Source organism: Sphingobacterium spiritivorum (assembly GCF_016725325.1).
Lineage (GTDB): Bacteria > Bacteroidota > Bacteroidia > Sphingobacteriales > Sphingobacteriaceae > Sphingobacterium.
Genome location: NZ_CP068083.1, coordinates 1,801,495 through 1,827,251, shown reverse-complemented (window position 1 = coordinate 1,827,251; position 25,757 = coordinate 1,801,495). Strand labels below are relative to the sequence as shown.

Below are 25,757 nucleotides of genomic sequence, written 5' to 3'. Positions count from 1 at the left end.
TATCAATGGAGTTAAACTATGCTTTCTAAGAAAACAAAATACGCAATCAAGGCTTTGATGGTTTTGGGACGAAATTACGGGAAGGAGCCGATGCAAATTGTTAAAATAGCTGATGAAGAAAATATTCCGAAAAAGTTTTTGGAACAGATCTTATTAGAAATGCGAAACGCTGGTATCCTGTACAGTAAAAAAGGTGCTGGTGGCGGATACAGCCTTAACAAAGCTCCGGAAGATGTTTTTCTTTCACAGGTTATGCGTCTTATCGATGGACCTATTGCATTATTACCCTGCGTAAGTCTTAACTTCTATCGTTCCTGTGATGAATGTACAGAAGAACATGTCTGTGGTATACGCGATACTTTTATCGACGTCCGCAATGCTATGCTGCAGATCCTGAATGATACAAGCATCGCACATCTTATCAATAAAGAAAAAGAACTAAATCTGGATATCAGGCCTTAAGTTCTGCCGGAAAGCAAGATATAAAAAAGCACATTGCATTAACGCAATGTGCTTTTTTTTGTAGTATCTCCTTTTTATTTTAACATTCGTTAACCTTATTTAACATCATGCTAATTAACAATAACTTATTTTTACTGTACATATTTGAACCGATTAATTATGAAAAATCTCTACCGGTTATTGTTAATAATCCCCTTAATTATAGGCATTTCGCAACACACATTTGCGCAGATTAATATTTCCGGTAAAATCCGGAATTCCAGTGATTCTCCTGTTTCATCGGCTGTAGTAACGTTGTATCAAGGCAAAGGAGCCGGTAAAATGATCACAGCAGGAGCCACAGATGAAAATGGAGAATTCCAGCTTACATCAGATAAGGGTTCTTATTTGCTGAAAGTTACTTTTTTACAAGAGCTTCTTTATCAAAAAGAAATAACAGTCGAAAAACAACTTGATCTGGGCCTGATTACAGTCGAAAAAGATGGTAAATCTAAAGAGCTGGCTGAAGTAGAGATCAGAAAGTACAAACCAACTGTCGTTTTCAGAAACGGGAAATTAGAATTCAGTCCCAGTGTAGTTGAAACGGGTTCGGTACTGGAGATAATGAAGATTGCCCCTACCGTGCAGATACAGGAAGAACAGATCAATCTGCTTGGGAAAACGGGAACAGAAATTCGCATAAACGGCAGAAAAATACATATGAGCGGAGAACAACTGACTTCTTATCTCGCCACTCTTTCAGCTAACATGCTCGAAAAGCTCGAGATAGTACACAATCCGGGAGCAGAATATGATGCGGATGCCAGAGGAGGAGTTATCAATATTGTATTGAAAGAGTTAAAAGAAAAGGGAATTAATGCCTCCACCTACGTGACCCAGACGAAGTCCAAATATGCAAACACTTCATTAGGAGGTAATTTTAATATGTTAACCGGAAAGTGGCAGACATGGGGATCTGTGGGAGTAGATAAAGGAAAAAACTGGACTTACGGCACCAATGACATTTTCTATACTTCAGGACTATGGCAGGACAAAAATGAACAGACAACCCAGCAAAAAAGTCTGTCCGCTACTGCCGGAATCGAGTTTGTACCCGATTCCAGTAATGCCATCAATGCCTCTTTTTCTTATTATAAAGGCCCTTCGACAGGAGAAGAATATAATCAGTCCTTTATCTATAATGTCAAGAAGATACTGGATTCGACACTACGAACTACAGGAACAAATCCTCAGGATTACAGCAACTTTTCCTATAATGTGAATTACGTACATACATTCGGCAAGAGCAACAGAAAACTAACATTTGATTATGCGCAGGTATCTACCTTGTTTGACAGAGAGCAGGATTTCACCAACTCGGTCGTCAAAGGGGGAAACGACACACAAACGCAACGTTTCTTTTCCGGAAACAATCAGAATGTGGCTGTACAGACGGCTAATCTTGCCGTGGATCTTCCTAACAAAATTGTAAATCTGAACGTAGGAGGCAAACTTATCTTCAACAAAAATCAGAATGAGACTTCGTTTTATGAGTTTGTAAATAATAACTGGGATGCAAGTGAAGATAAGTTTGATAATTTCAAGTATAAGGAACGTATTCAGGCCCTTTATTTTCAGGGAAATAAAACTATAGGCAAGTGGGAATTGCAGGGAGGACTTCGTATGGAAGCTACCCAAACAGAAGGCAGCAGCATTACGAATGAACAGATCACAAAAAGGAATTACACGAAATTCTTTCCTTCCTTCAGCGCATCATTCAATAAAGATGAGAACAATACGTTTAATCTGTCTTATGGCAAAAAGATTCAGCGACCTGAATTTTCATGGGTCAATCCGTTTGCCTGGTATACCAATGCATACGAATATTCGCACGGAAACCCTTCCCTGCAACCGTATTTCAGTAATGACCTGACCTTTATGTATGTGCTCAAACAAAAGTGGACATTTTATGCAAGCTATTATTCCGCACGTGATATTTATGCGGAATACATGAAAATCGATACGACAACCGGACAGCGTGAAAGCAGAGTGGACAATTTTGTAAATCAGGATATTCTCAGTCTGTATGCAAGTACTGATTTCAATCTGTGGAAAAAATGGAAAATGTCTCCTGAGTTAGCTTTTCAGGCACATAAAAGAGGTTCAGACCTGGCATTGATTGATGATACTAGCGGCTTTAACGTAACTGCCGGTCTATACCAACAGATTCAGGTATTGCCAGACAACAAACTGGTGCTGACTTTAAATTCATCTTACAGCTCGCCCAGCAATGCCAGTGTATTGGAAACCAAAGCCAGATTTGTACAGCATGCAGGCATCACCTACCAGGCTGTTAAAGATACACTGCAAATTTCTATCAACGGCAATGATCTGTTCAAATCCGGAGCTTTCCAGTATGATGCATATGTTAATGATATTCGCCGCACACGGTACAAATATTCCAATAGCCAACAGGTCAGCATGACGGTCCGCTATAATTTCAAAAAAGGTAAAAAAAGAGAAATAAACAGATCTAATGCAAATGATGATGAAATGCGTCGGGCAGGATAAAACAAAAGCGGCCGGAAATATTTCCGGCCGCTCTTGTTTTATAATACATCCATCAGATGTTCAAATGCCATTCCTCTGGAAGCTTTTAACAGAATTGTACTATTGATTACCGGCCGGTCAATCAAAGCTTGCTTAGCCTCTTCCGAGGTTTCATAAAATTCCGCTTCAAGATAGGCTTGTTTTTTGAATGCCTTTCCGACAAAAATCAAACGGTCAGCTCCGATAGATTTTGCCCGTTGCACCACCTTTTCATGTTCTGCATCAGACTCATCCCCCATCTCAAACATATCTCCCAATATGATCACCTTGCGGGTAGCATCAATGACTTCAATATTATCGAGTGCCGCAGCCATACTGCTGGCATTTGCATTATAATAATCAGCTATAATGGTATTATGCTCTGTCTTTGTCACCTGTGAGCGGTTATTTTTAGGGACATAACGCTCAATTCCGGTATTAATTTGCTCAGCACTGACACCAAAGTATAATCCTACAGCTATTGCTGCCAAAAAATTCTCTGTGTTATATGATCCTGTCAATTGTGTGTGGACGGTATAGGAATCAGACTTATCCTTTTCCTTCCATTCAATCTGCAGGAGCGGATCCGCCTTTAGCAATTTCCCGATTACATCGTTGGTTTCAGCAAATCCGTAGGTAACTACTTCACTTATTTTACGTGTGGCAGCCATTTCATTCAGATGCGGGTTGTCTGCCTGAAGAAACAACGTGCCATTGTGGTTCTGTAAATAGTCATACAATTCACCTTTTGTTTTCTTCACCCCCTCAAATGAACCAAATCCTTCCAGATGTGCTTTTCCTACATTTGAGATCAGACCATGTGTTGGTTCCGCAATAGTACACAAGAAAGCAATTTCTTTGAGGTGATTTGCACCCATCTCTATTACTGCAATTTGTATGCTCGAATCAATAGATAATAAAGTCAGTGGAACTCCGATATGGTTATTAAGATTTCCCTTTGTTGCATACGTCTTAAATTTCTGCGACAAGGTAGCATGTAACAGTTCTTTCGTGGTCGTCTTGCCATTTGTTCCTGTCACACCGATAACAGGAATACTCAATGTTTTACGATGATGATTAGCGAGCTGCTGTAGGCTTTCCAAAACATCATCTACCAAAATATAACGTCCGTCTTTAGCATGTGGTGCTTCATCAATAATCACATAGCTCGCACCGGTTTGTAAGGCTTGATCAGCAAAGCTGTTTCCATTGAAATTAGCCCCTTTAAGCGCAAAAAACAAACTCCCCGGCAAAATATTACGGGTATCTGTAGATACGTATGGATGTTGTAAATATAAATCGTATAGCGCTTCAATAGTCATGATCAAGAATTTGTTTCACAAACTTAGATAAACTTGTAACTATATGCAAGAGTCTGTCGACGGTTAACAAATATGAGCAAGATTCTTCCTTATAAAATCAAACCATATGCTCCGTAAAATCTGGAAAATATTATTGTAATTGATACGCAATCACGCTATTGCCATTAAAAGTAGGGATATACACGATTTTTTTCTTTGCATCATAGCCAAGATCGGCAGTATTAAACTCTCCTTCAACATCTAATAGTTTCTCAAAATTTCCATCTGCCTTTACATAATACACCACACCCGGCCAACAGGTAACAATATAATCCCCGTTACCTACAGCTTCTATTCCATCCCCGCCATGCTCAAATCCTTCTGCAAGAATCTGCTTTTCTTTCGTTTGTGCATGTACACTCCACAATTCCGGACCGGCAAGTACCAAAAGGTTATCCCCAACCACCAAAAGCCCGTTGGCACTTTCTGCATCCTCCAGAAAAACCTCAGGTTTGTGGTTAATCAGTTTAAACACTTTTCCTAAACGCGTATCAGAAACATATACTGTCCCTTTAGCGTCAATTGCTATATCGTTTAGAAAAGTAGCATCGGGGACTTCAATCTTCTCCAATAGTTTACCGCTTTTGGCATCCACCACTACGACATGGTCTATATCCGCTACATAAAGTTTGTTCTTATACAATCCTAATCCTTTAGGTGCATTCATTCCGGTAGCCCAATCTTTCTCTTTTACTGTCCCATCTGTATTTAATAGGGCAACACCTCCTTTTCCGTCTCTTTCCATTCCTCCTCCGTCAATTAATGACACATACAATTGTTTGTCAGGTACTGCAAGAACAGATTCCGGAACAGGCATTTCTTCCTGTGTACGCCAGATTTCTTTTAATTGATGTTGTGCCTCTGCCATTGTAATGCACAGAAAGGAAAGGGAAAGACTTAGAATTGTGTTTTTCATAATATAAAGAGCTTATATTCTTAAAGATACGAAAAAAATTAATTCCCGTCTTTCGTCAGCCATTTCGGTCGTTGCGGAGCCTGATAGTTTTTCATCTTTTCCAGCAGATCTTCGATATCATCACTAACCAATAACATATCCCTGTTTTCTGCAGAGAGCAATCCTGATTCTACCATGTGATTTACAAAAAGGATAAGATGATCGTAAAATCCATTAACGTTTAACAGTCCTATAGGTTTGGAATGCAGCCCCAACTGTCCCCATGTAATCATCTCGAACAGTTCTTCCATTGTACCAAAGCCTCCGGGTAGCGTAATCACGCCATCACTCAGGTCATTCATCATCTGCTTTCGTTCATGCATACTTTCCACCACATGCAGCTGAGTCACTCCTTTATGCCCGATCTCTTTGCTATTCAGAAAATGAGGAATCACACCGATCACCTCACCTCCCTGAGCCAAAGCACCATTTGCCACAGCACCCATTAACCCTACATGACCACCTCCGTACACAATACGTAGACCTTCGTCGGCTAATTTTTGCCCTGCGAAATAGGCACTGTTCATATAAACTTCATCAAATCCCGGACTTGACGCACAAAATATAGCTACACTCTTCATAGTTTTAAAGATAATGATAATCCCAAAACATTCAGATTTTGCATGTATAAAAAAACCGTAAGTGCCTCGCGCGCTTACGGTCATAACTAACTAAACATTGAAACAATCTTTTATTGGGCCCGGCTTTTCTCTTCGTTACCGGTGTCCTTTTTATTGAAGTTATTTTTCAGATTTCCAAACTTATACGTGTAGGTCAATCGGACTACACGGCGATCATGCGTCTGGCGGATTCGGGTATTAAATTCACCAAAGTTTGTGGACAGATTATGATTACCTGTATTGAATATATCGTTTATGGCCAGTTTGATAAGGCTTCTTTGGTTCTTAAAGGTCTTGGTAACTCCCAGATCCAGATTCCAGCGCGATTCCAGCTTATAAATGTTATAAGAAAACGGAGACATATAGTTCACATTAGCCTCTGCAGACAACAAAGATGAGATCTTGAAGGTATTCATGGAATTTCCCTGAAACATTACTGTCTGACGGTTTAACGCGTTATTGGCAACCTCTCCTTCAAACTTCATGTAAACAGCTGTCAGGTTGTTATACATCGACCAGAATTTTGTCACCGTCACCGGGACATTCAGATTGATATAAGCCTCTTTATTTCTTCCCAGATTTTCGCGTGTTACCCAGGTTGTATTCGTTGTCGCATCCTGCCCCATACTCTCCACTATCGCATCTTTCTTGACGGTGTAGCCCATAGCGACGTTATACTTTTGCAATAAAGTATAGTTAAATTTATATTCATCTGCGTATTGTGGATTCAGATACGGATTTCCTCTCTCAGATGTAAACTTATCAATGAAATAATCGAACGGATTCAGATACTTATAGTTTGGACGATTAATTCTTCTTGCATACCCAACAGATACAATATGATTGGGACTCACCGTATAGGTCAGTGTTCCGGTAGGAAACAAATCCAGATAATCACGTTTTGACCGTTTACCCATTGTTATGGAATTACCATCAGACTGTGTATATTCTGCTCTTAATCCGGTTTTTAATCCCCATTTTCCAAACTGACCTGAATAATCCACATATCCGGCAGCGATTTGTTCTTTATAGATAAAGTGATTTGTTCGGGTCGTATCATTAATCCAATTATTATCCTCAAACTGCTCAAATAAAAGATCGTTATCAGATGTCACATTGGAATATTTAGCACCTACATCCAGGGTATGATTTTTATTTATAGGATGAGAATAATCTAATTTCGCAACGTAAATATCAATCCCTATAGGCATATCGCTTTGAAGCAATTCTGCTGCACCTATCAATTGGTTATCAGGACGGAAAGTTCTGTTATCATAATCGGCTCCTTTGTTATTTCTGAATCTGCTCCAGTCCAGATCCAATACCAGTTTGCGTCCGGCAGAATCAATCTTAAATTCATTGTTAAAATTGACAGAATAGTTATTGAAACGCTCTTTGTAATCCGAAGCTGATCTTACAATCGAATCTATAGGATTGTTGACAATTCGTACTTCCGTTGTACTCCAATTATCATTCAGTTCTTTATTGTTACGACCGATGAATTGCAGTACCATTGTATTCTTTGCTGATGTTTTCTGCTCTATACCAAATTTGTAACTATGTGTCTTGTCCCGTGCATCAATCTGACTAATCTGAGAAAAATTAGTATTTATTCCATTATTTGCAATAGTTCTGTCGACGTTGATATCATTGATATAGCGCTCATTGAAATAGGAATATGATGTAAACACATTTGTATTGTTCTTTTTATAATTTACAGACAGGGAAGTGTTGCCTCTGAATCTGCGTGCCTGTGCAGCAGATACATTGAAATTTCCGTTGAAGCCTTCAATTTTATTCTTCTTCAGCACGATGTTGATCGTACCCGTAGATCCTTCTGCATCGTCTTTACCTGAAGTAGCAGTAATAACTTCCACAGACTTCACCTGATTGCCATCGGTACTCTTCAATAAAGTTGCCAACTGATCTCCTGTCATATAAGTCTGACGGCCATCTATCGTCACATTGATACCACTCTGCCCCATCAGCTGAATATTGTCATTCTGATCTACACTTACACCTGGAGCTCTCTTGATAATTTCCAGCGCATTATTACCCGCAGCCAATGGTGAATCTTCTACATTCAGAATCAACTTCCCCTGTTTATTCTCGATCAGAGGCTTCTTTCCCTGTACCTCTACTTCTGCGAGTACAGTTGAAGAATTTTTAAGAATAAGATCAGCGACTCTTCTGTTCTGACCATTTATATCCGTGATTGCTGATTTTTCCTTTGCATATCCGACACTGTTTGCTTCAATGATATATTTTCCCTCCGGAACATTTACAAACTCATACTCCCCCTTTTCATTGGAGACTGTGGATTTCAGAAGCAATTGTTTTTCCGCCACATACAGATACATGGTCGCCGCAGCAACAGGCTGTTGTTTTTCATCCACAATCCTTCCTTTCAGGTTGTTGTCCTGCGCCCACACATTCAGTTTCCCAACACAGAATACGGCTGTAATAATTAATAATTGTACTAGTCTTTTCATAGATTTTAAAAATAAGGCTTCCCTGTTCCGGAAAATTCTCTCCGAAATAAGCTGTCACTCCGATGTATTGATGATCAGTTTGTGGCGGTTGGCCTGTTGTTGTTTACTGTTTTATATAGGTTAGACGCTAACGGGAAAGAAAAGGTTGCATTCCTTTCCCGATTTCGCTTTCTTTATTTTTTATTCTTCTCCTTCGTATCTATTCTCACACCATCTTTCCCAATATTCACCAAAGTGTCTTTTGAGTTTTTCGTTGTGATCTTGATCCCATCTTTAGAGATATTTACATTTGTTTCATCATCGCTGTGATTAATGGAGTCCTGTTCAATTGTCACCTCTTGATCTTCTGAAACTTCTTCTTTCGGTTCAATAGCACATTTCAATCCCAGATCTGTCACGTTCCACTCCGTTTCTTTCACATCCTCTTCATATCTTACTTTACAATCGTAGTAAGAGATATCTCTTAATTTATGTTCCAAAGAGCGATCAATGATTACTTTAGATCCTACAGGCAGGTAAAGAGTTACTGTTACTTCCTGATCTCTGTACAATTCTTTCTCTCTTAATTTAAAGTGACTGTCGAAATGTATGCCCAGACTATCCTGAGTTACCTGATATCTGATTTGCGAAGCACGATTGGTCGCCAGCTGATAATTTTTACCTCTTGATGAATACTCATATTTGATATAAGGAGCTTTCAGAGAGTCTATTTTTTCAACTCTAACCCTGATATTATTTTTCAGAAAATCGCTAAGATCCCTGTCATCTATCTTGATTGTTCTTTTGGTATTGCTTTCCTCTACTTTGATCACTCTTACATCACGCTCACTCAGGTGATAAACGGCCTGTCTCTGAAGAGGCTTTTCTTCAACGATTGTACTTTCTTCCTTAAAGTCTTTCATCGTGTTGACCCCATAAGAAATACTTACTCCTGTCGCCAGTAACCAAACAATAAATAAGGAAATCGATACATATTTATTCATGGAACCTTTATTGAAAAGCGCCCGTATAATACTGTAAAATATAGCGATCATAGGTATTGCGATTGCAAAAGCAGCTGCTATAAGTGCAATATAGGCCTGATTCGGTTCCATGAAATTGACAGGATACATAATTCCGTTGTCACTAAATCCGGAAATTCCGAAGGCGAAGAAAATCACAGCGATCAATAATCCCAGTAAACTCAAGCCTATTGAAAAGGCGATTACCAATCCTATTGCCTTTACAAACACAGTCAAGATCTTGACGATAACATCGCCGGCCGAACGAACTCCTTGACTAAGAGAATCGCCGGCCCCCGAAAAATTTTCGCGAAACCCACTCATTTCTTCTTCAAAATTTTTCTTAAAATTCTGCAGATTCGGAGCTTCTCCTCTCATTTCCATTTTATCTGCGCGGGTGACAGCTACAGGCATAATAATCCAGAGAATCACATAAGCCAATATACCTGAACCTCCCAGAAGAACAAACAAAACAAACAGCAGACGTACCCAACGAGCTTCAAGTCCTACATAATGTCCAATCCCGCTACACACACCGCTGATAACCGTATCATCCGGATCACGCATCAGCTTTTTGCCAAAAGTAAAAGACTGGTTATTTGTATAATCCTGTTGTGTATACCCTTCACCATAAGATTCATCTGCTGTATCAAAGTCACTCACTCTTCCCATCTGAGCGATCACATCATTCACATCTTCGTTGTTAATGACTTCTTTACGCCCGCTCTCGATACGCTCGCTAAACATCTCAGCAATTCTGTTTTCGATATCTTCCAGAATCTCTTTACTATCCTCCGATTTACCAAAATGGCGTTTGATGTCGATCATATAAGATCGGAGTGTCTCGTAGGCATCCTCTTCTATGTGGAAGACGATCCCGTTAATATTGATAATTATTGTCTTATTCATGATATATGTCTCTAATTGTTTAGTCTTTAGTTTATTCTTCCTTCAATTGATGTGGATACGGCAAATACCAGTTCCTTCCAGGTCACATCTAATTTTTCGAGAACCTGAAGACCTTCTGCTGTGATCTCATAATATTTTCTTGGAGGACCTGAAGTTGATTCCTTCCAAATATAACTCAGCAAACCATTGTTCTTAAGTCGAGTAAGTAATGGATATAGAGTACCTTCTACTACCAGTAACTGCGCCTTTTTTAGTTCGCTGATAATATCTGAGGCATATATCTCCCCTCGGGAAATAATAGAAAGGATACAGTATTCCAGGATCCCTTTCCTCATTTGTGTTTGTGTATTTTCAGCTATCATAACAATACAAAGATATATGCTTTATCCTGTACTTTGCAATACATAGTACTATAATTTATGAAAATAAATAAACAACAGCCTGATAATCAGCAAAATAATTTTTTATGTTTTTTTCTAATACTGAATCAAAAGGTTAAAAAAATTATTATTCCGTTATTTTTCCCTATTTTTAAAACATGGAAGGCTGCTTAACCTTCCTTAAAATGAAAGCATATTTTAATGAGATTTTTAATAAACTATTCATGGACGATTTTGTGGTCCATAATCGTTCTTATATTGATCAGCCTTCCGTCCAATGATTTCAATGGCGTCAGTACGTTCGAAGGATTTGATAAACTTGTACACACCGGTTTCTTTTTTGTCTTTACGATCCTGTCCTACTTCGGATCGGTTTTACAGTCCAAAAGAAGAGCAACCAAGCTGAAGACAAGTATTATAATCATACTGATAGCAGTATCCTTTGCCTTTCTTACTGAAGGGATACAACTGTACCTTACAACGACAAGAAGTGCAGACTGGTGGGATATCTTTGCAGACACTGTGGGTATAGGTATGGGTGTATTTGCCTATTCATTACTCTATCATAAAAGAACAATATGAAAAGAAAATACTGGATTTTTACACTTCTGATTGTCTTCACGACAGTATGTTTTAGCTCCTGCTCTATCTTTAAGAAAGACTGTGGATGCCCGTCGGTGAATTCAGGCAAGCGAAAATAATGTCAGGCTCTTGCCAGGGTAGCGATAGAGACGCGTACTCCGCTGATGCCGGATAGCATACTGGCAGCGGAGGCAAGGGTCGCTCCTGTTGTCAATACATCATCTACAAGGAGTATATGTTTATCCGTCAATGTTTCTTTATTTAAAATGTCAAATATACCCTCTACATTGTCATATCGATCCAGTCTGGAATACATCGTCTGACTCGAAGTTTCTATCGTTCGTGCCAGATTGACGTTGTCCAACGGTATACTCATTGACGTTGCGAGTCCCCGCGCGAAATACTCCGCCTGATTATAGCCTCTTTTTCGTTGACGCTTACGGTGTAAAGGAACGGGAACAACGAGATCCACATCAGCATATTCACTGGTTCTCCTGAGTACCTCTCCATATTTTATACCCAGAAAATAACCGATTTCAGGATGTCCGTTGTATTTGAGTTGATAAAGAATACGCTCTACGCGACTTCCTTTAGATAGAAACAACATAGCTGTCGCATTCTGAAAGTCACACTTCCCTCTTAATTGGCGGGTAGGTTCATTATTACTATCCAGATGAAAATAGGTCAGCGGTAAATGATACAGGCATGTTGTACATAGAAATTTTTCCTGATAGAGCAATGCTACTCCGCAGCCAAAACAACATTCCGGAAAAAATAAAGATAGAAAATCTTTCCAATAGAACACCAGCTTCATACATTCAAGTCATTGGTTTGCTTAAAGTTAACCAATGATAATGAAAATAGAAAACCGGCTAGACAGCTTCCTCTTCTTTGATCGCTAACTGTCCGCAGGCAGCATCTATATCTTTGCCTCTGCTACGTCGTACATTTGTGATGATGCCCTGACTACGCAGATATTCAGCGAAAACATCTATTTTATCGGCATCAGCATTGGTAAAATCTGCTAATGATATGGGGTTGTACTCAATAAGATTGACTTTGCTTGGTACATGTTTACAAAAACGGGCCAGCTCTTTCGCATCTTCAAGTTCATCATTAAAATTATTAAAGACTATGTACTCGAAGGTGATCGGACTTTTGGTTTTTAAGTAGAAGTATTTCAGGGATTCAGCAAGAGCTTTCAGTGTATTTTGCTCATTGATAGGCATGATTTCATTACGCTTCTCATCATTAGCTGCATGTAAAGAAAGTGCCAGATTAAACTTCACTCCATCATCACCCAATTTTTTGATCATTTTGGCGATACCTGCAGTAGATACGGTGATCCGTTTAGCGGCCATATTCAAACCATCCGGAGAGGTAATCCGTTCTACAGACTTCATCATATTGGCATAGTTAAGCAAAGGCTCGCCCATACCCATATATACGATATTTGTAAGAGGCTGTCCGTATTTTTCTTCAGCCTGCCTGCTGATCAATACGACCTGGTCATATATTTCATCTGCATTCAGGTTGCGTTTACGGTCCATATATCCGGTTGCACAAAACTTGCAGGTAAGACTACATCCCACCTGAGAACTGACACATGCAGTCATACGATCGGTAGTAGGAATAAGTACACCTTCAATAACATTGTTATCATAAAGCCAGAAAGAGCTTTTTATAGTTCTGTCTGAACTGACCTGCGATTCTTTGACAGTCACAGCATTAATAGCAAAATTTGCCTTCAATGTGTCTCTCAATGCTTTACTCAGGTTGCTCATCTCATCAAAATCTGTACAGGATTTCTGCCACAGCCATTCATATATCTGCTTGGCGCGGAATCCCTGCTCTCCCATTTCAACTAACTTTTGCTTCAGCTGATCGAGTGTTAAACTTCTGATGTCGATGATGTTACTTTTTACTGCCACGGCGCAAAGTTACGGTAAATTTTGGAAATCCGTCTTTTCTAATGACACAGCAGTATCAAAAAAAGGCTACTCCGTCTCCGAAGCAGCCTACTATCAATCACCTGTTTTACTATTAATTCACATATTCTATAAGCACGGAAGATGCCTTATCATTAAATGATGTAATACAACTGTTAGAGGCATTCAATACATAACTACTGCCTTTAAAATAGTCCTGATCGTAAAGTGTTACCCGTATATTCGGAGACAATAATGCTCCGGAAATATCATTATCTGAGATCCCTTTAGCGACTAATTCTGCTGTTGTATATCCTCCGACCGGCAGCTCGACTTCATATCCTCCATAACTGCAATGTTTATAAAATTTGGCTGTACCCCCGCCACCATAAGGCTCGACAATGACAGAACTGGTCTTATCATTAAAACCATAACTTCCTGCCAGACAGTCTGCACTTGCAGTCATGAGCAGCGGAGTTCCGGCAAAATTGTCCTGATCATATAACCTCACTCTAACGCCGGTCATCGGCACTTTTATCCCGGAAACATCATTATTTGCAACTCCTAACGCGATCAACTCTGCTGTGGTATAAGAACCATATGGAAGCGTAATATTATATCCTCCGTAAGAACAGTTTTGTGTTACGGTAGTTGTATTTCCTGCAAATTTTGGAATTCCGTTTACAAAGCTGAAAGAATATCCCTTAGCGCTGATGTTCCCATTTTCAGCAAGCAACCGTATTGTAAAATTATAGGATGTATTGCCTAAGGAATGTAAATCACTTACAGGCATTTCTATATGAAATGTATTTCCGGAAGGAGCATTTACCCACATAGGAGAGTCATGATCTGTATTCGTCGGACTACTGACAGGGTCAAAGTAGTAAAGGACGTTTGCCAATGTCTGATTACTGGTAAATGTTCCAGAAATAACCATTTTTGATGTTGCTGTATTGTAATACGCTTCTGTAAGAGAAGCATTTGTAGTCAGACTTCCATATTGTCCGGGAACGACAGAAGGCTGAAACAGTTCATTGCGAAATAATATAGCACAATCTCCTTCTGAAAGAAAGGTTTTTTTGCCGGTCTTACCATAAGTAGAATTTCCGCTTCCCATTAATGAGGTTCCTAATACCAGAGCTTCTGAGACTTTCTCTTTGTTGTGAGGCAGGTTTAATCCATGTCCCAACTCATGGAACAGTCCGCCGATATAGGCCGATGTCGTAGTTGGCATAGCCGCCAGACTGATGTTAGGGTTATCGAGGGCAAAACAATTTCTTCCAAGGCCGAAGAAAGGCTGCCCACCGCCATCTGTACGTTGAGGCAAAATAATCAGATTGTGATAAGTCGTAGAAAATTCCTGCGGATGGGTGGATCTATACGCATTTATTTCACTTATAATGGCATTCGCAGCTGTTGTACTATATGGGTAATTTGCCTGAGGTTGCGCGCCCTGTATTGTTATAATTTTTACACGATTAGTCGTACTGTCCAACGGAAGTCCTAAAGTTTTGCCTCCATATCCGTTACGGATCATCTCCGCTGTAATAAATCCCTGAAAATGAATCAGCAGATCACTCAACCGTTCTTTGTAACCACTTACTGCCGGATTATCGGACGGAACAAAATAAATGATATTCAGGTTCCTGGCATTCGAAACAAAGCCACCGGCATTCAGCGGGAGGTTGGCAACAGTATTTGTATTGGAAAGTTTTGAATCGGATTGTGTATCCGTTACATTGGGTTTCTGACAAGCGTACAGCATGCCCAACACCCCCACCAGTATTAGTGTTTTTAGATTGTTCATAAGTAGTTTATTTGATTGGTATCAACCAAATATAATGATCTATACGCTTAATATTCTTGCGTTTACAACGAAAAAATTACGAAAACGTTTACGTGTATAAGATACATTTTACCGCTATTTATTCATCAAAAAATGCCGCTATTTTCAGGTATAGCGGCATCATTTCTCACAAAAGACAGCAGTAAATTTTATTGTTTCCTGCGCTTTTTATATTTGCGGATAAATACGAATCCCAATACTCCGATCAGTAAAAACGGCCAGATTCGAATCAGGATAATAAAGAAGGTTTCTAATGCAGTCCACCCGAAACGAACTGCATCCACTAGCTTGGTGCCAAAGCTGTCTGCCCCGATGGAAATATTGGATTGTTCCTGATAAAGATAAACTGAAAGCGTACTATATGCGACTTGTTCACTTAAAGATTTGAGAGAAGCAGCCGTTGCATCAATTTCTTCCTGAATAACCCGTATCTGCTCCTCAATCTCTAAGATCTCCTTGACATTCCGGGCTTTGCCAAGCAATTCTGTATAACGTTGGAGGTAGGCTTTTTTACTTTTCAGCCGCGAGTCCAGATCATAATACTGCCCGGTCATATCCTGAGACTGAATGCTCTTACTTGTAATATTGTCCTTCCCGCCTTCCAGTTCTGCAATGAATGCTTCATAGTCTTGTACAGGAATCCGGATATTAAGATTATACGAGGCTATTGAATTTCCTTTTGAAAGTGTCTCTTCCTCATAGAACCCTTTATGTTTGCTGACCAGCGCATCGAGAGATTTTTTACTTTTCGCTACGTCCCGGGATTCCACAGAAACAGATCCTGTCTTGATGATTTTTTTCTGGGGCACAACCAGACTCACCTTTGCCGCGGCATCAACCGCAGCATTCGGCTCACTCTGATCTTCCAGTTTCAGCTCCATAGGTTCTGCTGCATCAGGCTCGGACAAAGCGACCTTAGAGGAGTCCGAAAGCTTATTACACGAAAATAGGACCAGTACTGCTGATCCTATTAACAAGATTCGTTGTACATTTTTCATTTTTTTGAATTTTAGACATGATGCAGCATCAAATCAAATTCCATAAAAGAAAAACGAATCCTTATTTATTCGGCTTTAGCTAATGCTTTTTTAACCGCCGGAGCTATTTTTGTACCGAATATTTCTATAGATTTCATCATCATATCGTGATCCGGACTACCGACATCCATATGTGCTGAGAAACGTGTCAAACCAAACATTTCCTGTACATGAAGGATTTTTTCTATGGCTTCATTCTCACTTCCGATGATCAGGTGTCCATGGATAGAACGACCAAAATCATATTGTGATCTTTGGTAAGGAGGCCAGTTGCGGCTCTTACCGATTCTGTTCATCTGAGCAGCATATACAGGATAGTAGTACTCCGCTACTTTTCTACTGTCTTCACCAAAGAAGGCATGCATGTGTACACCCACCTGAAATTTATTCATATCATGTCCGTTGTCTTCATAAGCCTGACGGTACATCTCGAACAAAGGCTGAAATTGCTCCGCAGCTCCTCCGATTATGGCAAACATTACCGGAAGGCCCAATTTACCGGCACGAATTACAGAAGAAGTCGTTCCGCCGACAGCGATCCAGATCGGAAGTTCGTTGTGCACAGCTCTCGGGAATATCTCCTGATTAATGAGTGATGGTCTGAACTTACCTGTCCAGTTAACCGTTTGTTGTTTATTGATACGGAGCAACAGATCTAATTTCTCTTCAAAAAGCTCACTATAATCTTCTAATTTGTATCCAAATAATGGAAATGATTCAATAAAAGAACCTCTGCCGGCCATGATTTCAGCACGACCGTTGGAAAGTAAATCTACGGTAGCAAAATCCTGATATAACTTAACCGGATCGGCAGAACTTAATACAGAAACTGCACTACCCAATTTGATATTTTTAGTAACGGATGCTGCCGCTGCTAAAATAATCTCCGGAGCAGCTACAGCATAGTCTGCACGGTGGTGTTCTCCCATTCCAAAGAAATCCAGACCGACTTCATCCATCAGCTTGACCTCTTCAATAATTTGATGTAAGCGCTCCTGTGGTGCCTGTATCTTGCCGGTCGAAGAATCTATTTGAAGATCCCCAAACATTCCTATTCCTAATTCCATAATATTTCCCATTTTATATCAACAAAATTAGATAAGATTGGTTGTGCCTGCATTGATCTATGATAAGAAACGCTTGTTATGAAAATATATCTGTGATACTTACCCGTGAATAAGCTCTTTATTACCGTAGCTCTGAATCAATTCTCCTTCAAAAGTCAGCCATTCTTTCCACCGCTTGTCAACATCTACATCTGTAGAATATTTTCTCGCAAAATTCAGAAATGTAGTATAATGATTTGCCTCAGAGACCATCAGGTCATGGTAGAATTTGGCAAGATCCTGATCCTTGATATTCTGGGATAATACTCTGAACCGTTCGCAGCTTCGCGCTTCAATCATAGCCGCAAAAAGCAGGCGATCAATAAAAGCCATATTACGGCTTCCGTCTTTTTTTGAAAACTTCATCAGCTGGCCGACATAGTCATCTTTACGTTCTCTTCCCAGCGTATACCCTCTTTCCCGGATAATCTCTATAACCATCTGAAAATGTTGCATTTCTTCAATAGCAATTGCCGTCAATTCGTGCACAAGATCTTCATGTTCAGAGTTATACGTAATCAGTGAAATAGCATTTGTTGCTGCTTTTTGTTCACACCATGCGTGATCTGTAAGAATCTCCTCTAAATTAGATTCTGCAATATTTGCCCAACGGGGATCCGTTAATAATTTCAATCCTAACATATACAAAGTAAATAGTAGAAGCTGTTTAATAATCTGCCGATATCAACCTTTTCTTCTTTTAAAATATAAAAATAAGGATATTATGCCGCTTTCAGGCATCTACATTGTCAAATTGATTCTTAATGATGCGATGTCAGCTCGGAGATCACAGCATTCGCCACCTCATCTTCATGTCCGTCAAAATGATGGTCCCCTTTCAGTACCTGAATACGCACATGTTTTGTGGCTAGTTGTGAGGAAGGAAAATCCCGGGTATCGTTTCCCATCAACAGAAGGGTTTGTGTATTTTCTATTTTATTTATTTCAGCAATGACATCGAGGCTTCTTTTCACATGACTCCGGCCGACCATATCTGCCAGATGAATCTCCAGATCGGTAGATGTGGAAGGTTCTATCATGACAGCGCGATACAACTTGCTTTTGAGATCTGCAGGAAGCCTGTTTACAAGAAAGGGAACCGCATCGGCACCAAAAGAGAATCCCGCAATGACAAATTGCGTATTAGGTCTTTTGTCCAGTATCTTATGAAGGTAGCCAGCCATATCAGTGGCAAGCTGCTGGGGACTCTTCTTATTCCAGAAATACTTTTTGGAATCCACAGCAGAAATACTATATCCCTTATTTGCCAATGTACTGCAAAGATTGCTTGAAAAAGTATTCAATCCGCCATCTCCACTAAAAAATAAGATAAACGGAACTTTTGTATTTCCCTGCCATTCTTTCATAGGTACCGTATTTTGTTGAGCCTGTACGACCATTAAGATCATAAGTGCTCCCAATAAACCCCAATTCTTTTTCATATATAGACCTCTCCTACTTTCCCGGCTTCATTACCTTCGTCAACGCTACAGGCAATTGTAATAAATCAAAATCATTACTGAATACAAGGTACTTATTTTCCCAGATAGTTGCATATTTCTCCTTGAAACTCCGTAACGTCTGATAATGCTTAAAACTTCCCACTTTCTCGGAAGCAAACTTCATAATCTGCTCTGCCGGATTGTCCGGATTACTGAGTCCACTCATAGGAATCATTCCTAAATTAAGGTAATTCAGATTTTTTTGTTGTGCGTAACCTATTAATTCGACAATAAGTGCATCCGTACATCCGCCGGGAGCTTCAGCACGTTTACGGATCAGATCATAGGTGCATTCTTCAGGAGCAAAATCCGGAATAATGTTTAAAAATGCCTGTATTTTTTTTTCTTCATCTCTCACGACAATCACATCCTGATACTGTATGGTTTCGGCTTCAAACATACCCTGTGAAAAGATCATCTCTTTTTTACCAAATGAGACTAACCATTCCTGCGAGACAGCTTGTAGTTCCTCTACCAGATCAAAGCTGTGGGGAGCATACAGAATCTCCGCATTATACCCTCTCTTTGTGAGCGCATTAAGCCCGTTTCGTAAGGACTTGCGATCTTTTCCGCTAAGGGAAAACGAACGTGTTTCCATAATAGCTTCCTGACCAATGATGATTTTCTGCTTTTTCATATCCATGAAATAGACCAGACTACTTTCATCTACCCTGTAGTATGCCGTCTTCAGCCCGAGTCCGTGGCAATATTCTTCAAATTCAGCAATCACTTCTTCCTTATCCTCTTCTTCACAAACAGGCTCGTCGAGTACTATCGCAAACTCATTGGCTGTCGCATAAGATACAAATCCATCCGTCAGCGTAGAGAAATAGATCTGTTTATCTGCAGATACCTTGAAATAATCCATTGGGGAATGTCCGTAGAGCTGCAAGAGGCTCTTGGCTCTCTCCAGCTCGTGACCTTCCTGTATTTTTTCGGGGTGCACGATCTTCGGGCGAAGAATAGTATATAATAATAACAACCAGGAACACAGCCCCAGTAACCGCGTGATGTTGAGAAAATCGCGGCCGAAGTTGGTGCGCGGATCTAATTCATCATCCGAAAACAACAGAAAACTGCGGATCGTATGATAAAGCGATTCCTGCCAGGAAAAGTCTTCTCCGAAGTGTTTTTTATCAATAAAATAGAAGCTCAAAAATTCGAAAAGCCCCACTGCGGTCAAAACCGTAAAAAATGTTATAAATCCAATCCGGATCCAATTCAGATTTGTCTTGATATTATACTGTCTTCGGTTGCTCATCAACAGGAAAAGGATGAGCAAAGCAACGATAGATTCTTCGTAATCAAAGGCTTTTCCGAGATGTCCGAACAACGACAGTACCGTAAAGATAATAGCCGCAACCCAGGCTAACCGAAGCCCCTTCAAGAGATAGGCTGATGTCACCATAAGCGCTATTCCCATGACCAGTACCATTAGCTTTGAAGCATGCATCGCTTCTGCCGGCAAATAAAATTTCTCCAGCCGCATCCGTTCAGCGAGAGGAGGCGTTGCAACGGAAATCAGGTTGACAAGCCCCAAGAAGAAAATAGATACCGCCGGAAGAATCCGTACAATAAGCTGTTTTCCCCGCCATAAAAACGAAACAATTCCGGCAAACAAAGGCAGCCAGAATTCAAATACCCGATACAGTAATGTAATTCCTAAAGCCTGATCGTGCGCATATCCATAGGCTGTAAAAATGTACAGCATCGTAAATTCCACAGCTCCCAGTCCTCTTAGAAAAGGAGAAATAATCATCAGCACCACTGAAATCGTATAGCCTACTGCAGCAGCTTCGAAAGAGATGTGTACACCTAATGCATACATACTTATAAAGGCATGCAGAATACCACAGCATTCGATCAAAGTAGAGAGAAGAACGGTATACAACAGATGCTTTCGGTCCAGACTACCTGAAAAGACTTCGTCTATCTGATGGATTACTTTAGGAAACCGACGTTCCACAAGCCCGTAGAGCCTTCCTCTGGTTCTAAAGGACCAGAAAATAACAAAAGCAATACCCAAAAGCAGACCTAATGCCAGCAACGCCAGCCAGGCATCATTAAAACTGCGATGATCCCACACCGTGTAGATAATAACCGGAACTCCGATAATAAATACCGTCAACAGGCCGACATAGCCGTAAATCGCCCCCGCCTGATGGATTTGTGTAGCTTTGAGCTTGCGCCGGCGTAGCTGTGCCGTGGTATAGGCGAGCGAGCTGATTCCTCCTGCCGGAAGAAATACACTTAAAAAATTACGTTTTAAAAAAAGCTCTATAGCATCTGAAAGATGCAGAGATGCTCCAATAGTACGGAAACTCTGTATGTACATCCAGCCCTGAAGAAGAATATATAGCAGCGTAATACAGACTCCGCCAAGAAGCCAGACAGGATCGGCCTGCTGCAATTGCGGAAGAATGGACGCCAATTCTTTACGTTCACTACGGAAAAAGAAAAAAGCCAAAAGGATAACGAAGATAGCTACGATCTCTTTCCAATATGTTTTTGGGGAAAAACCCTTTATTTTTTCTTTAAGCAATGCGTTCATTATAACCTCATTGATGAAACGAATGTAGTATTATTTCTTAATAAAGCAATGTTAAAAAAAATTAACCATCGTCTTAAAATTGGCTTAACTTTGGACTTCATGCAACATCAAAAAGTATTGATCATTGGCCTGGTGTGGCCGGAACCGACATCCTCAGCAGCAGGATTCCGGATGCAGCAATTGATAGAACTTTTTCTTCAACATGATTTACAGGTCGTCTTTGCCTGTGCTGCTCAAAAGTCTGCATACAGTCTCGATCTTGCCGCAATGGATGTAGAAGAAGCCCCTATATTGCTTAATGATCCTTCTTTTGATACTTTTATTCAAGAGCTGAATCCTGCTATGGTGGTATTTGACCGCTTTATGATCGAAGAGCAGTATGGATGGAGAGTAACACAGCACTGTCCGGATGCACTAAAGATACTGGACACCGAAGATCTTCATTTTCTTCGCCACGCACGTCAGCAAAATACGACAGATACCACTCCCGACCTATACAACGATGTCACTAAACGTGAACTCGCTGCTATCCTGCGATCAGATATCAGTCTGATTATCTCCGAGACAGAGATGGATCTCCTGACTTCTACATTCCGGATAGACCCTCGTATACTGTATTATCTACCTTTTTTGGAACAGGAAATTGATGATGAAAGAGTTGCATCATGGAAGACATTTGAAGAAAGAAAAGATATGCTGTTCATAGGCAATTTTCTGCATGAGCCGAACTGGCATACGGTGCTGAATCTTAAGAAAAATATCTGGCCGTTACTTTGCAAAAAAATGCCTGAAGCCTCTCTTTATATTTATGGTGCCTATCCTTCTCAAAAGGTCTTACAGCTTCATAATCCTAAAGAGCGTTTTTTTATAGCCGGCCGGGCAGAAGATGCCAGAGAAACGATGGCTAACCACAGGTTGCTGATCGCACCTATACCTTTTGGTGCTGGTATAAAGGGTAAGTTTATAGATGCCATGCAAACCGGAACACCTTCCGTCACCTCTTCAACAGGAGCCGAATCAATGGCTGACCGGGTTAACTGGCCTGGCGCAGTGGAGGATGATATAAATCTGTTTACAGAGCAGGTCACGATACTTTATCGTGATAAAGATGTCTGGGAAGCTGCTCAGAAAAAAGGTATTTCGATTATCAATAACCGGTATTCCAGCAGGAAGTTTGTGGAGACGTTTATACAAAGGTTATTTGAGTTGCAGCGCGCTCTTGCCTTACACCGCCAAACTCATTTTGTGGGGCAGATCCTGCAACATCATACTTTGCAAAGCACCAAATACATGTCCCTCTGGATTACAGAAAAGAACAAATAAGATAAGCTATCTTTTTGAATACACCTTATCTTATTCCAAAATAATACGCCCTGTAATTCAATTAATTATTGTAAAGTTTGCTGTGAATCTTCTTTAATTCATCTACCGGAATTTTTATTACTTTTCTGTCATAGGTCATAAGACCATTAGTCTCAATCTCTACATCTGTAGTCTGCGTATATACTGCTGCCGAAAGACCGGCCCGGATCAATTCAGGAAGGCGCCCTATAAGCTTAGCATACTCGGATAACAGTTTCTCTTTATCATCATAAGACTTATATCCCCAATTGCCTTTATCCAGCCACACATGGTCTTTGACCGGAAGTCCCAATCCTCCGAACTCGCCCAATACCAGAATTTGTTTGCTGCCATATACAGCCGGATCCGGCATGGCAGGTCCTGTATAATAATGCAGGTCAAGTATTGGACTCAATCCCACGAAAAAATTACCTCCGCTCGCAGCATTGACCAGCCTGCTCGTATCATATTTCATTGTCCATTCTACAATATCTTTCGTTTTGAATTGTCCCCAGGCTTCATTAAACGGAACCCAGACAACGATAGACGGATAATTATGGAATTTATCCATGATCGCTTTCCACTCTTTACGGAATATCCCTTCTGATTCTGCAGAACGCACCTTATCAAATTTAAGATCTGGTGCCTGCGCTATCAGATCGTGATCCGCATCGACTTTCTCTCCCACAGGCATTTTGACCCGAAGGTGCTGAGACCAGTTGTTATCCCCCCTGTCTCCGCTAGGCATATCCTGCCATACCAGCATCCCCAGCTTATCACAGTGATAATACCATCTTGCGGGTTCTACCTTAATATGTTTACGGATCATATTAAATCCCATTTCTCTGGTTTTCAGAATATCAAATACAAGTGCCTCATCTGTTGGAGCAGTATATAATCCATCCGGCCACCAGCCCTGATCCAATGGTCCGTATTGGAATACAAACTCATTATTGAGCATCATACGCTGTATGCCATTCTGATCTTTGGCCATAGATATTTTCCGCATTCCAAAGTAGCTTCCTACTTCATCTATCACTTTTCCTTTGCGTAGTATCGTTATTTTCAGATCATATAAAAACGGATTTTTAGGAGACCATAGTTTTGCATTTGGAATGGACAAAGTCGTCGCTCCGTCGGTCAGCAACTGCTCTGTAACCTTTACTGATCCGTCCAATGCTGTTACTTTTATCTGATCACCCGTCTGAAGATTACTTGTCTCTACTGTCAACTGTAGCTGCGACTTATCAATATCAGGCGTTTGACGGGTTGACAAGATATACGTTTCAGGAACAGCCTCTACCCATACGGTCTGCCAGATCCCTGTGACTGGTGTATACCAGATAGACTCCGGTTTGTTGACCTGTTTACCAGCAGGCTGTGGCCCTTCGTCTGTCGGATCCCAAACCCGAACAGCAATCTTTTGTTTTGTGCCTTTATTCAGTGCTGAACTGATATCAAACGAAAAGGAATCATACCCTCCTTCATGTGTTCCGACTTTTGTCCCGTTTACATAGACCTGTGTTGCCCAATCTACCGCTCCAAAATGTAACAATACCTTCCCTTTTCGCAGCGAGGAAGGGATTTCAATTTCCCGGTAGTACCATAATACACTGTCTTTTCCCACAGATCTGCCCACTCCGCTCAAAGCGGATTCTACTGCAAAAGGAACTAGAATATCCCCGTCAAAAGATTCCGGAATCTGCGGATCAGCAGCATCAGGCAAAATAGTGTATCGCCACAGGCCATTAAGATTTTTCCAATTATTATTACGTGTTAATTGCGGTCGTGGATACTCGGCATGGGGAGAAGATGCATTTACTTTTGTAGCCCATTCTGTGGTAATTTTTCCGGGCACTATTTTCCATTCCTTCTGAGCAAAGACCTGAGCAATAGCCAGCCACCCCATCAGTATCAGCAATATTCCTTTTTTCATAATCATTAGTTTGTTTCTTTTTTGTTCCAAACGTTTTTCAGTTATTTAACGGTTGAAAAAGCATAGGTAGATTTTGTATGGTATACCTCATCCGGCCGAAGCACAGTTGAAGGAAAGTTAGCATGGTTGGGACTATCCGGAAAATGCTGCGTTTCTAAACAAAATGCGGATCTGTAAACATCTTTACCGTTTCTGAGTGTGTTTTTTTCCTGCATAAAATTACCGGAATAAAACTGCAATCCGGGTTCACTGGTATAGATTTGCATTTGTATTCCCGAATCTGTACTTTTTACGGTTGCCACCGGGCCCGTAGATTTCTTATTAAGAACGAAGTTATGGTCATACCCTTTGCCGAAGCTCAACTGTTCATTTTTTTTGTCTATGTCAGATCCTATTTTTTTCTCCATCCTGAAATCAAAAGCTGTTTCTCCCACATCGGCGAGCTCTCCTGTAGGAATTAATGAACTGTCAACAGGTGTATATTGATCCGCATCTATCTGAAGGGTATGGTTCAGAATGCTCCCGGATCCATTCAGATTGAAGAAAGCATGATTGGTGAGATTCACAACGGTTGTTTTATCTGTTGTTGCTTCATATTCCATTGTCAGCTCATTATTGGCTGTAATGGTATATATTACTTTTACTGTCAGATTTCCCGGAAAGCCATTATCCTGATCCGGAGAAACCAGTGTACAGACAAGTGTGCTGTCTCCCACTTTTTTGAGGTTCCATTTTTTATACTGAAATCCTGTTTTACCTCCGTGCAATGTATTCAGACCATTATTGATCGTCAATTGGTAGTCTTTACCCTCAAGTGAAAATTTACCTTTATTAATCCGGTTTCCATACCGGCCTATTGTCGCTCCGAAGTAAGGTTCGGTAGCGGTATCATAATCTGCAGGGTCTTCGAATCCAATAACGACATCGACAGGATTTCCATTTTTATCCGGTACCTGCAGACTCATAATTCTGGCTCCGTTTTCACAGAATCGAGCCGTCATCCCTTTATTATTAGTAAGGATAAATGCCTGATATGCTGAATCCTGCAAATTAACCTGCTGTTTTGAGCTTTTATCTGTGGAGGATTGACAACTTAACAAAGTTCCGATAGTAAGTACAAACAATGTGATGGTGATTTTCATTGGTTAGCCGTTTGTATTATCATAATAATATGTATGTC

At 40.4% G+C, this 25,757-nt stretch carries 20 protein-coding genes; 4 read left to right on the top strand and 16 right to left on the bottom strand.

Annotation, left to right across the window (positions count from 1 at the left end; genetic code table 11):
• Window positions 1–18 precede the first annotated feature (18 nt).
• Together I6J02_RS07500 and I6J02_RS07495 are read left to right on the top strand one after the other, a co-directional pair.
• Window positions 19–462, top strand: coding sequence for an RrF2 family transcriptional regulator (locus I6J02_RS07500; protein WP_115170267.1), 444 nt, complete (start codon window positions 19–21; stop codon window positions 460–462).
• Between the two features lie 159 nt (window positions 463–621).
• Entirely contained in the window at window positions 622–3,012 is a 2,391-nt protein-coding gene (locus I6J02_RS07495) for a TonB dependent receptor (protein ID WP_201681118.1), read from the top strand.
• Window positions 3,013–3,050: 38 nt separating this feature from the next.
• On the opposite strand, the gene I6J02_RS07490 is transcribed toward I6J02_RS07495, so the two are convergent.
• The 6 genes from I6J02_RS07490 to I6J02_RS07465 form a co-directional block, all read right to left on the bottom strand.
• Window positions 3,051–4,352, bottom strand: coding sequence for a UDP-N-acetylmuramoyl-tripeptide--D-alanyl-D-alanine ligase (locus I6J02_RS07490; protein WP_201681117.1), 1,302 nt, complete (start codon window positions 4,350–4,352; stop codon window positions 3,051–3,053).
• A 130-nt stretch (window positions 4,353–4,482) separates the two neighbouring features.
• Window positions 4,483–5,307, bottom strand: a complete 825-nt coding sequence (locus tag I6J02_RS07485; RefSeq protein WP_201681116.1) for an SMP-30/gluconolactonase/LRE family protein — start codon at window positions 5,305–5,307, stop codon at window positions 4,483–4,485.
• 38 nt (window positions 5,308–5,345) lie between these two features.
• Complete coding sequence (locus tag I6J02_RS07480; RefSeq protein WP_201681115.1) at window positions 5,346–5,927, bottom strand: TIGR00730 family Rossman fold protein; 582 nt, start codon at window positions 5,925–5,927, stop codon at window positions 5,346–5,348.
• 110 nt (window positions 5,928–6,037) lie between these two features.
• Window positions 6,038–8,458, bottom strand: coding sequence for a TonB-dependent receptor domain-containing protein (locus tag I6J02_RS07475; protein ID WP_201681114.1), 2,421 nt, complete (start codon window positions 8,456–8,458; stop codon window positions 6,038–6,040).
• A 173-nt stretch (window positions 8,459–8,631) separates the two neighbouring features.
• Complete coding sequence (locus I6J02_RS07470) at window positions 8,632–10,368, bottom strand: PspC domain-containing protein (protein WP_201681113.1); 1,737 nt, start codon at window positions 10,366–10,368, stop codon at window positions 8,632–8,634.
• 26 nt (window positions 10,369–10,394) lie between these two features.
• On the bottom strand, window positions 10,395–10,730 hold the full coding sequence (locus tag I6J02_RS07465; protein ID WP_115170281.1) for a PadR family transcriptional regulator: 336 nt from the start codon (window positions 10,728–10,730) through the stop codon (window positions 10,395–10,397).
• A 219-nt stretch (window positions 10,731–10,949) separates the two neighbouring features.
• Here I6J02_RS07465 and I6J02_RS07460 point away from each other — a divergent pair, with 219 nt between their 5' ends.
• Window positions 10,950–11,330, top strand: a complete 381-nt coding sequence (locus I6J02_RS07460; RefSeq protein WP_201681112.1) for a VanZ family protein — start codon at window positions 10,950–10,952, stop codon at window positions 11,328–11,330.
• Between the two features lie 121 nt (window positions 11,331–11,451).
• Here I6J02_RS07460 and I6J02_RS07455 read toward each other — a convergent pair whose 3' ends face one another.
• From I6J02_RS07455 to I6J02_RS07420, 8 genes are all read right to left on the bottom strand, one after another.
• Complete coding sequence (locus I6J02_RS07455) at window positions 11,452–12,144, bottom strand: ComF family protein (protein WP_236582348.1); 693 nt, start codon at window positions 12,142–12,144, stop codon at window positions 11,452–11,454.
• Window positions 12,145–12,202: 58 nt separating this feature from the next.
• Window positions 12,203–13,261, bottom strand: a complete 1,059-nt coding sequence (gene rlmN / locus I6J02_RS07450) for a 23S rRNA (adenine(2503)-C(2))-methyltransferase RlmN (protein WP_201681111.1) — start codon at window positions 13,259–13,261, stop codon at window positions 12,203–12,205.
• A gap of 112 nt (window positions 13,262–13,373) precedes the next feature.
• The gene (locus tag I6J02_RS07445; protein ID WP_201681110.1) at window positions 13,374–15,065 is read right to left on the bottom strand and encodes a hypothetical protein; all 1,692 of its coding nucleotides are present in this window, start codon (window positions 15,063–15,065) and stop codon (window positions 13,374–13,376) included.
• A gap of 188 nt (window positions 15,066–15,253) precedes the next feature.
• Window positions 15,254–16,102 (bottom strand): DUF4349 domain-containing protein, encoded by an 849-nt coding sequence (locus I6J02_RS07440; RefSeq protein WP_201681109.1) that lies wholly within the window; start codon window positions 16,100–16,102, stop codon window positions 15,254–15,256.
• Between the two features lie 65 nt (window positions 16,103–16,167).
• Complete coding sequence (locus tag I6J02_RS07435) at window positions 16,168–17,208, bottom strand: LLM class flavin-dependent oxidoreductase (RefSeq protein ID WP_201681108.1); 1,041 nt, start codon at window positions 17,206–17,208, stop codon at window positions 16,168–16,170.
• Window positions 17,209–17,307: 99 nt separating this feature from the next.
• Window positions 17,308–17,889: a tRNA-(ms[2]io[6]A)-hydroxylase gene (locus I6J02_RS07430; RefSeq protein ID WP_201681107.1), complete on the bottom strand. Its 582-nt coding sequence runs from the start codon at window positions 17,887–17,889 to the stop codon at window positions 17,308–17,310.
• A 119-nt stretch (window positions 17,890–18,008) separates the two neighbouring features.
• Window positions 18,009–18,689, bottom strand: a complete 681-nt coding sequence (locus I6J02_RS07425; RefSeq protein WP_201681106.1) for an AcvB/VirJ family lysyl-phosphatidylglycerol hydrolase — start codon at window positions 18,687–18,689, stop codon at window positions 18,009–18,011.
• Window positions 18,690–18,702: 13 nt separating this feature from the next.
• Complete coding sequence (locus I6J02_RS07420; RefSeq protein WP_201681105.1) at window positions 18,703–21,300, bottom strand: phosphatidylglycerol lysyltransferase domain-containing protein; 2,598 nt, start codon at window positions 21,298–21,300, stop codon at window positions 18,703–18,705.
• A gap of 99 nt (window positions 21,301–21,399) precedes the next feature.
• On the opposite strand from I6J02_RS07420, the gene I6J02_RS07415 reads away from it, so the two are divergent.
• Window positions 21,400–22,623, top strand: coding sequence for a glycosyltransferase (locus I6J02_RS07415; protein WP_236582347.1), 1,224 nt, complete (start codon window positions 21,400–21,402; stop codon window positions 22,621–22,623).
• Between the two features lie 61 nt (window positions 22,624–22,684).
• Here the strand turns inward: I6J02_RS07415 and I6J02_RS07410 are convergent, their stop codons facing one another.
• Together I6J02_RS07410 and I6J02_RS07405 are read right to left on the bottom strand one after the other, a co-directional pair.
• Window positions 22,685–24,577: a glycoside hydrolase family 2 protein gene (locus tag I6J02_RS07410; protein ID WP_236582346.1), complete on the bottom strand. Its 1,893-nt coding sequence runs from the start codon at window positions 24,575–24,577 to the stop codon at window positions 22,685–22,687.
• Window positions 24,578–24,618: 41 nt separating this feature from the next.
• Window positions 24,619–25,719 (bottom strand): aldose epimerase family protein, encoded by a 1,101-nt coding sequence (locus I6J02_RS07405; RefSeq protein WP_201681102.1) that lies wholly within the window; start codon window positions 25,717–25,719, stop codon window positions 24,619–24,621.
• Window positions 25,720–25,757 lie beyond the last annotated feature (38 nt).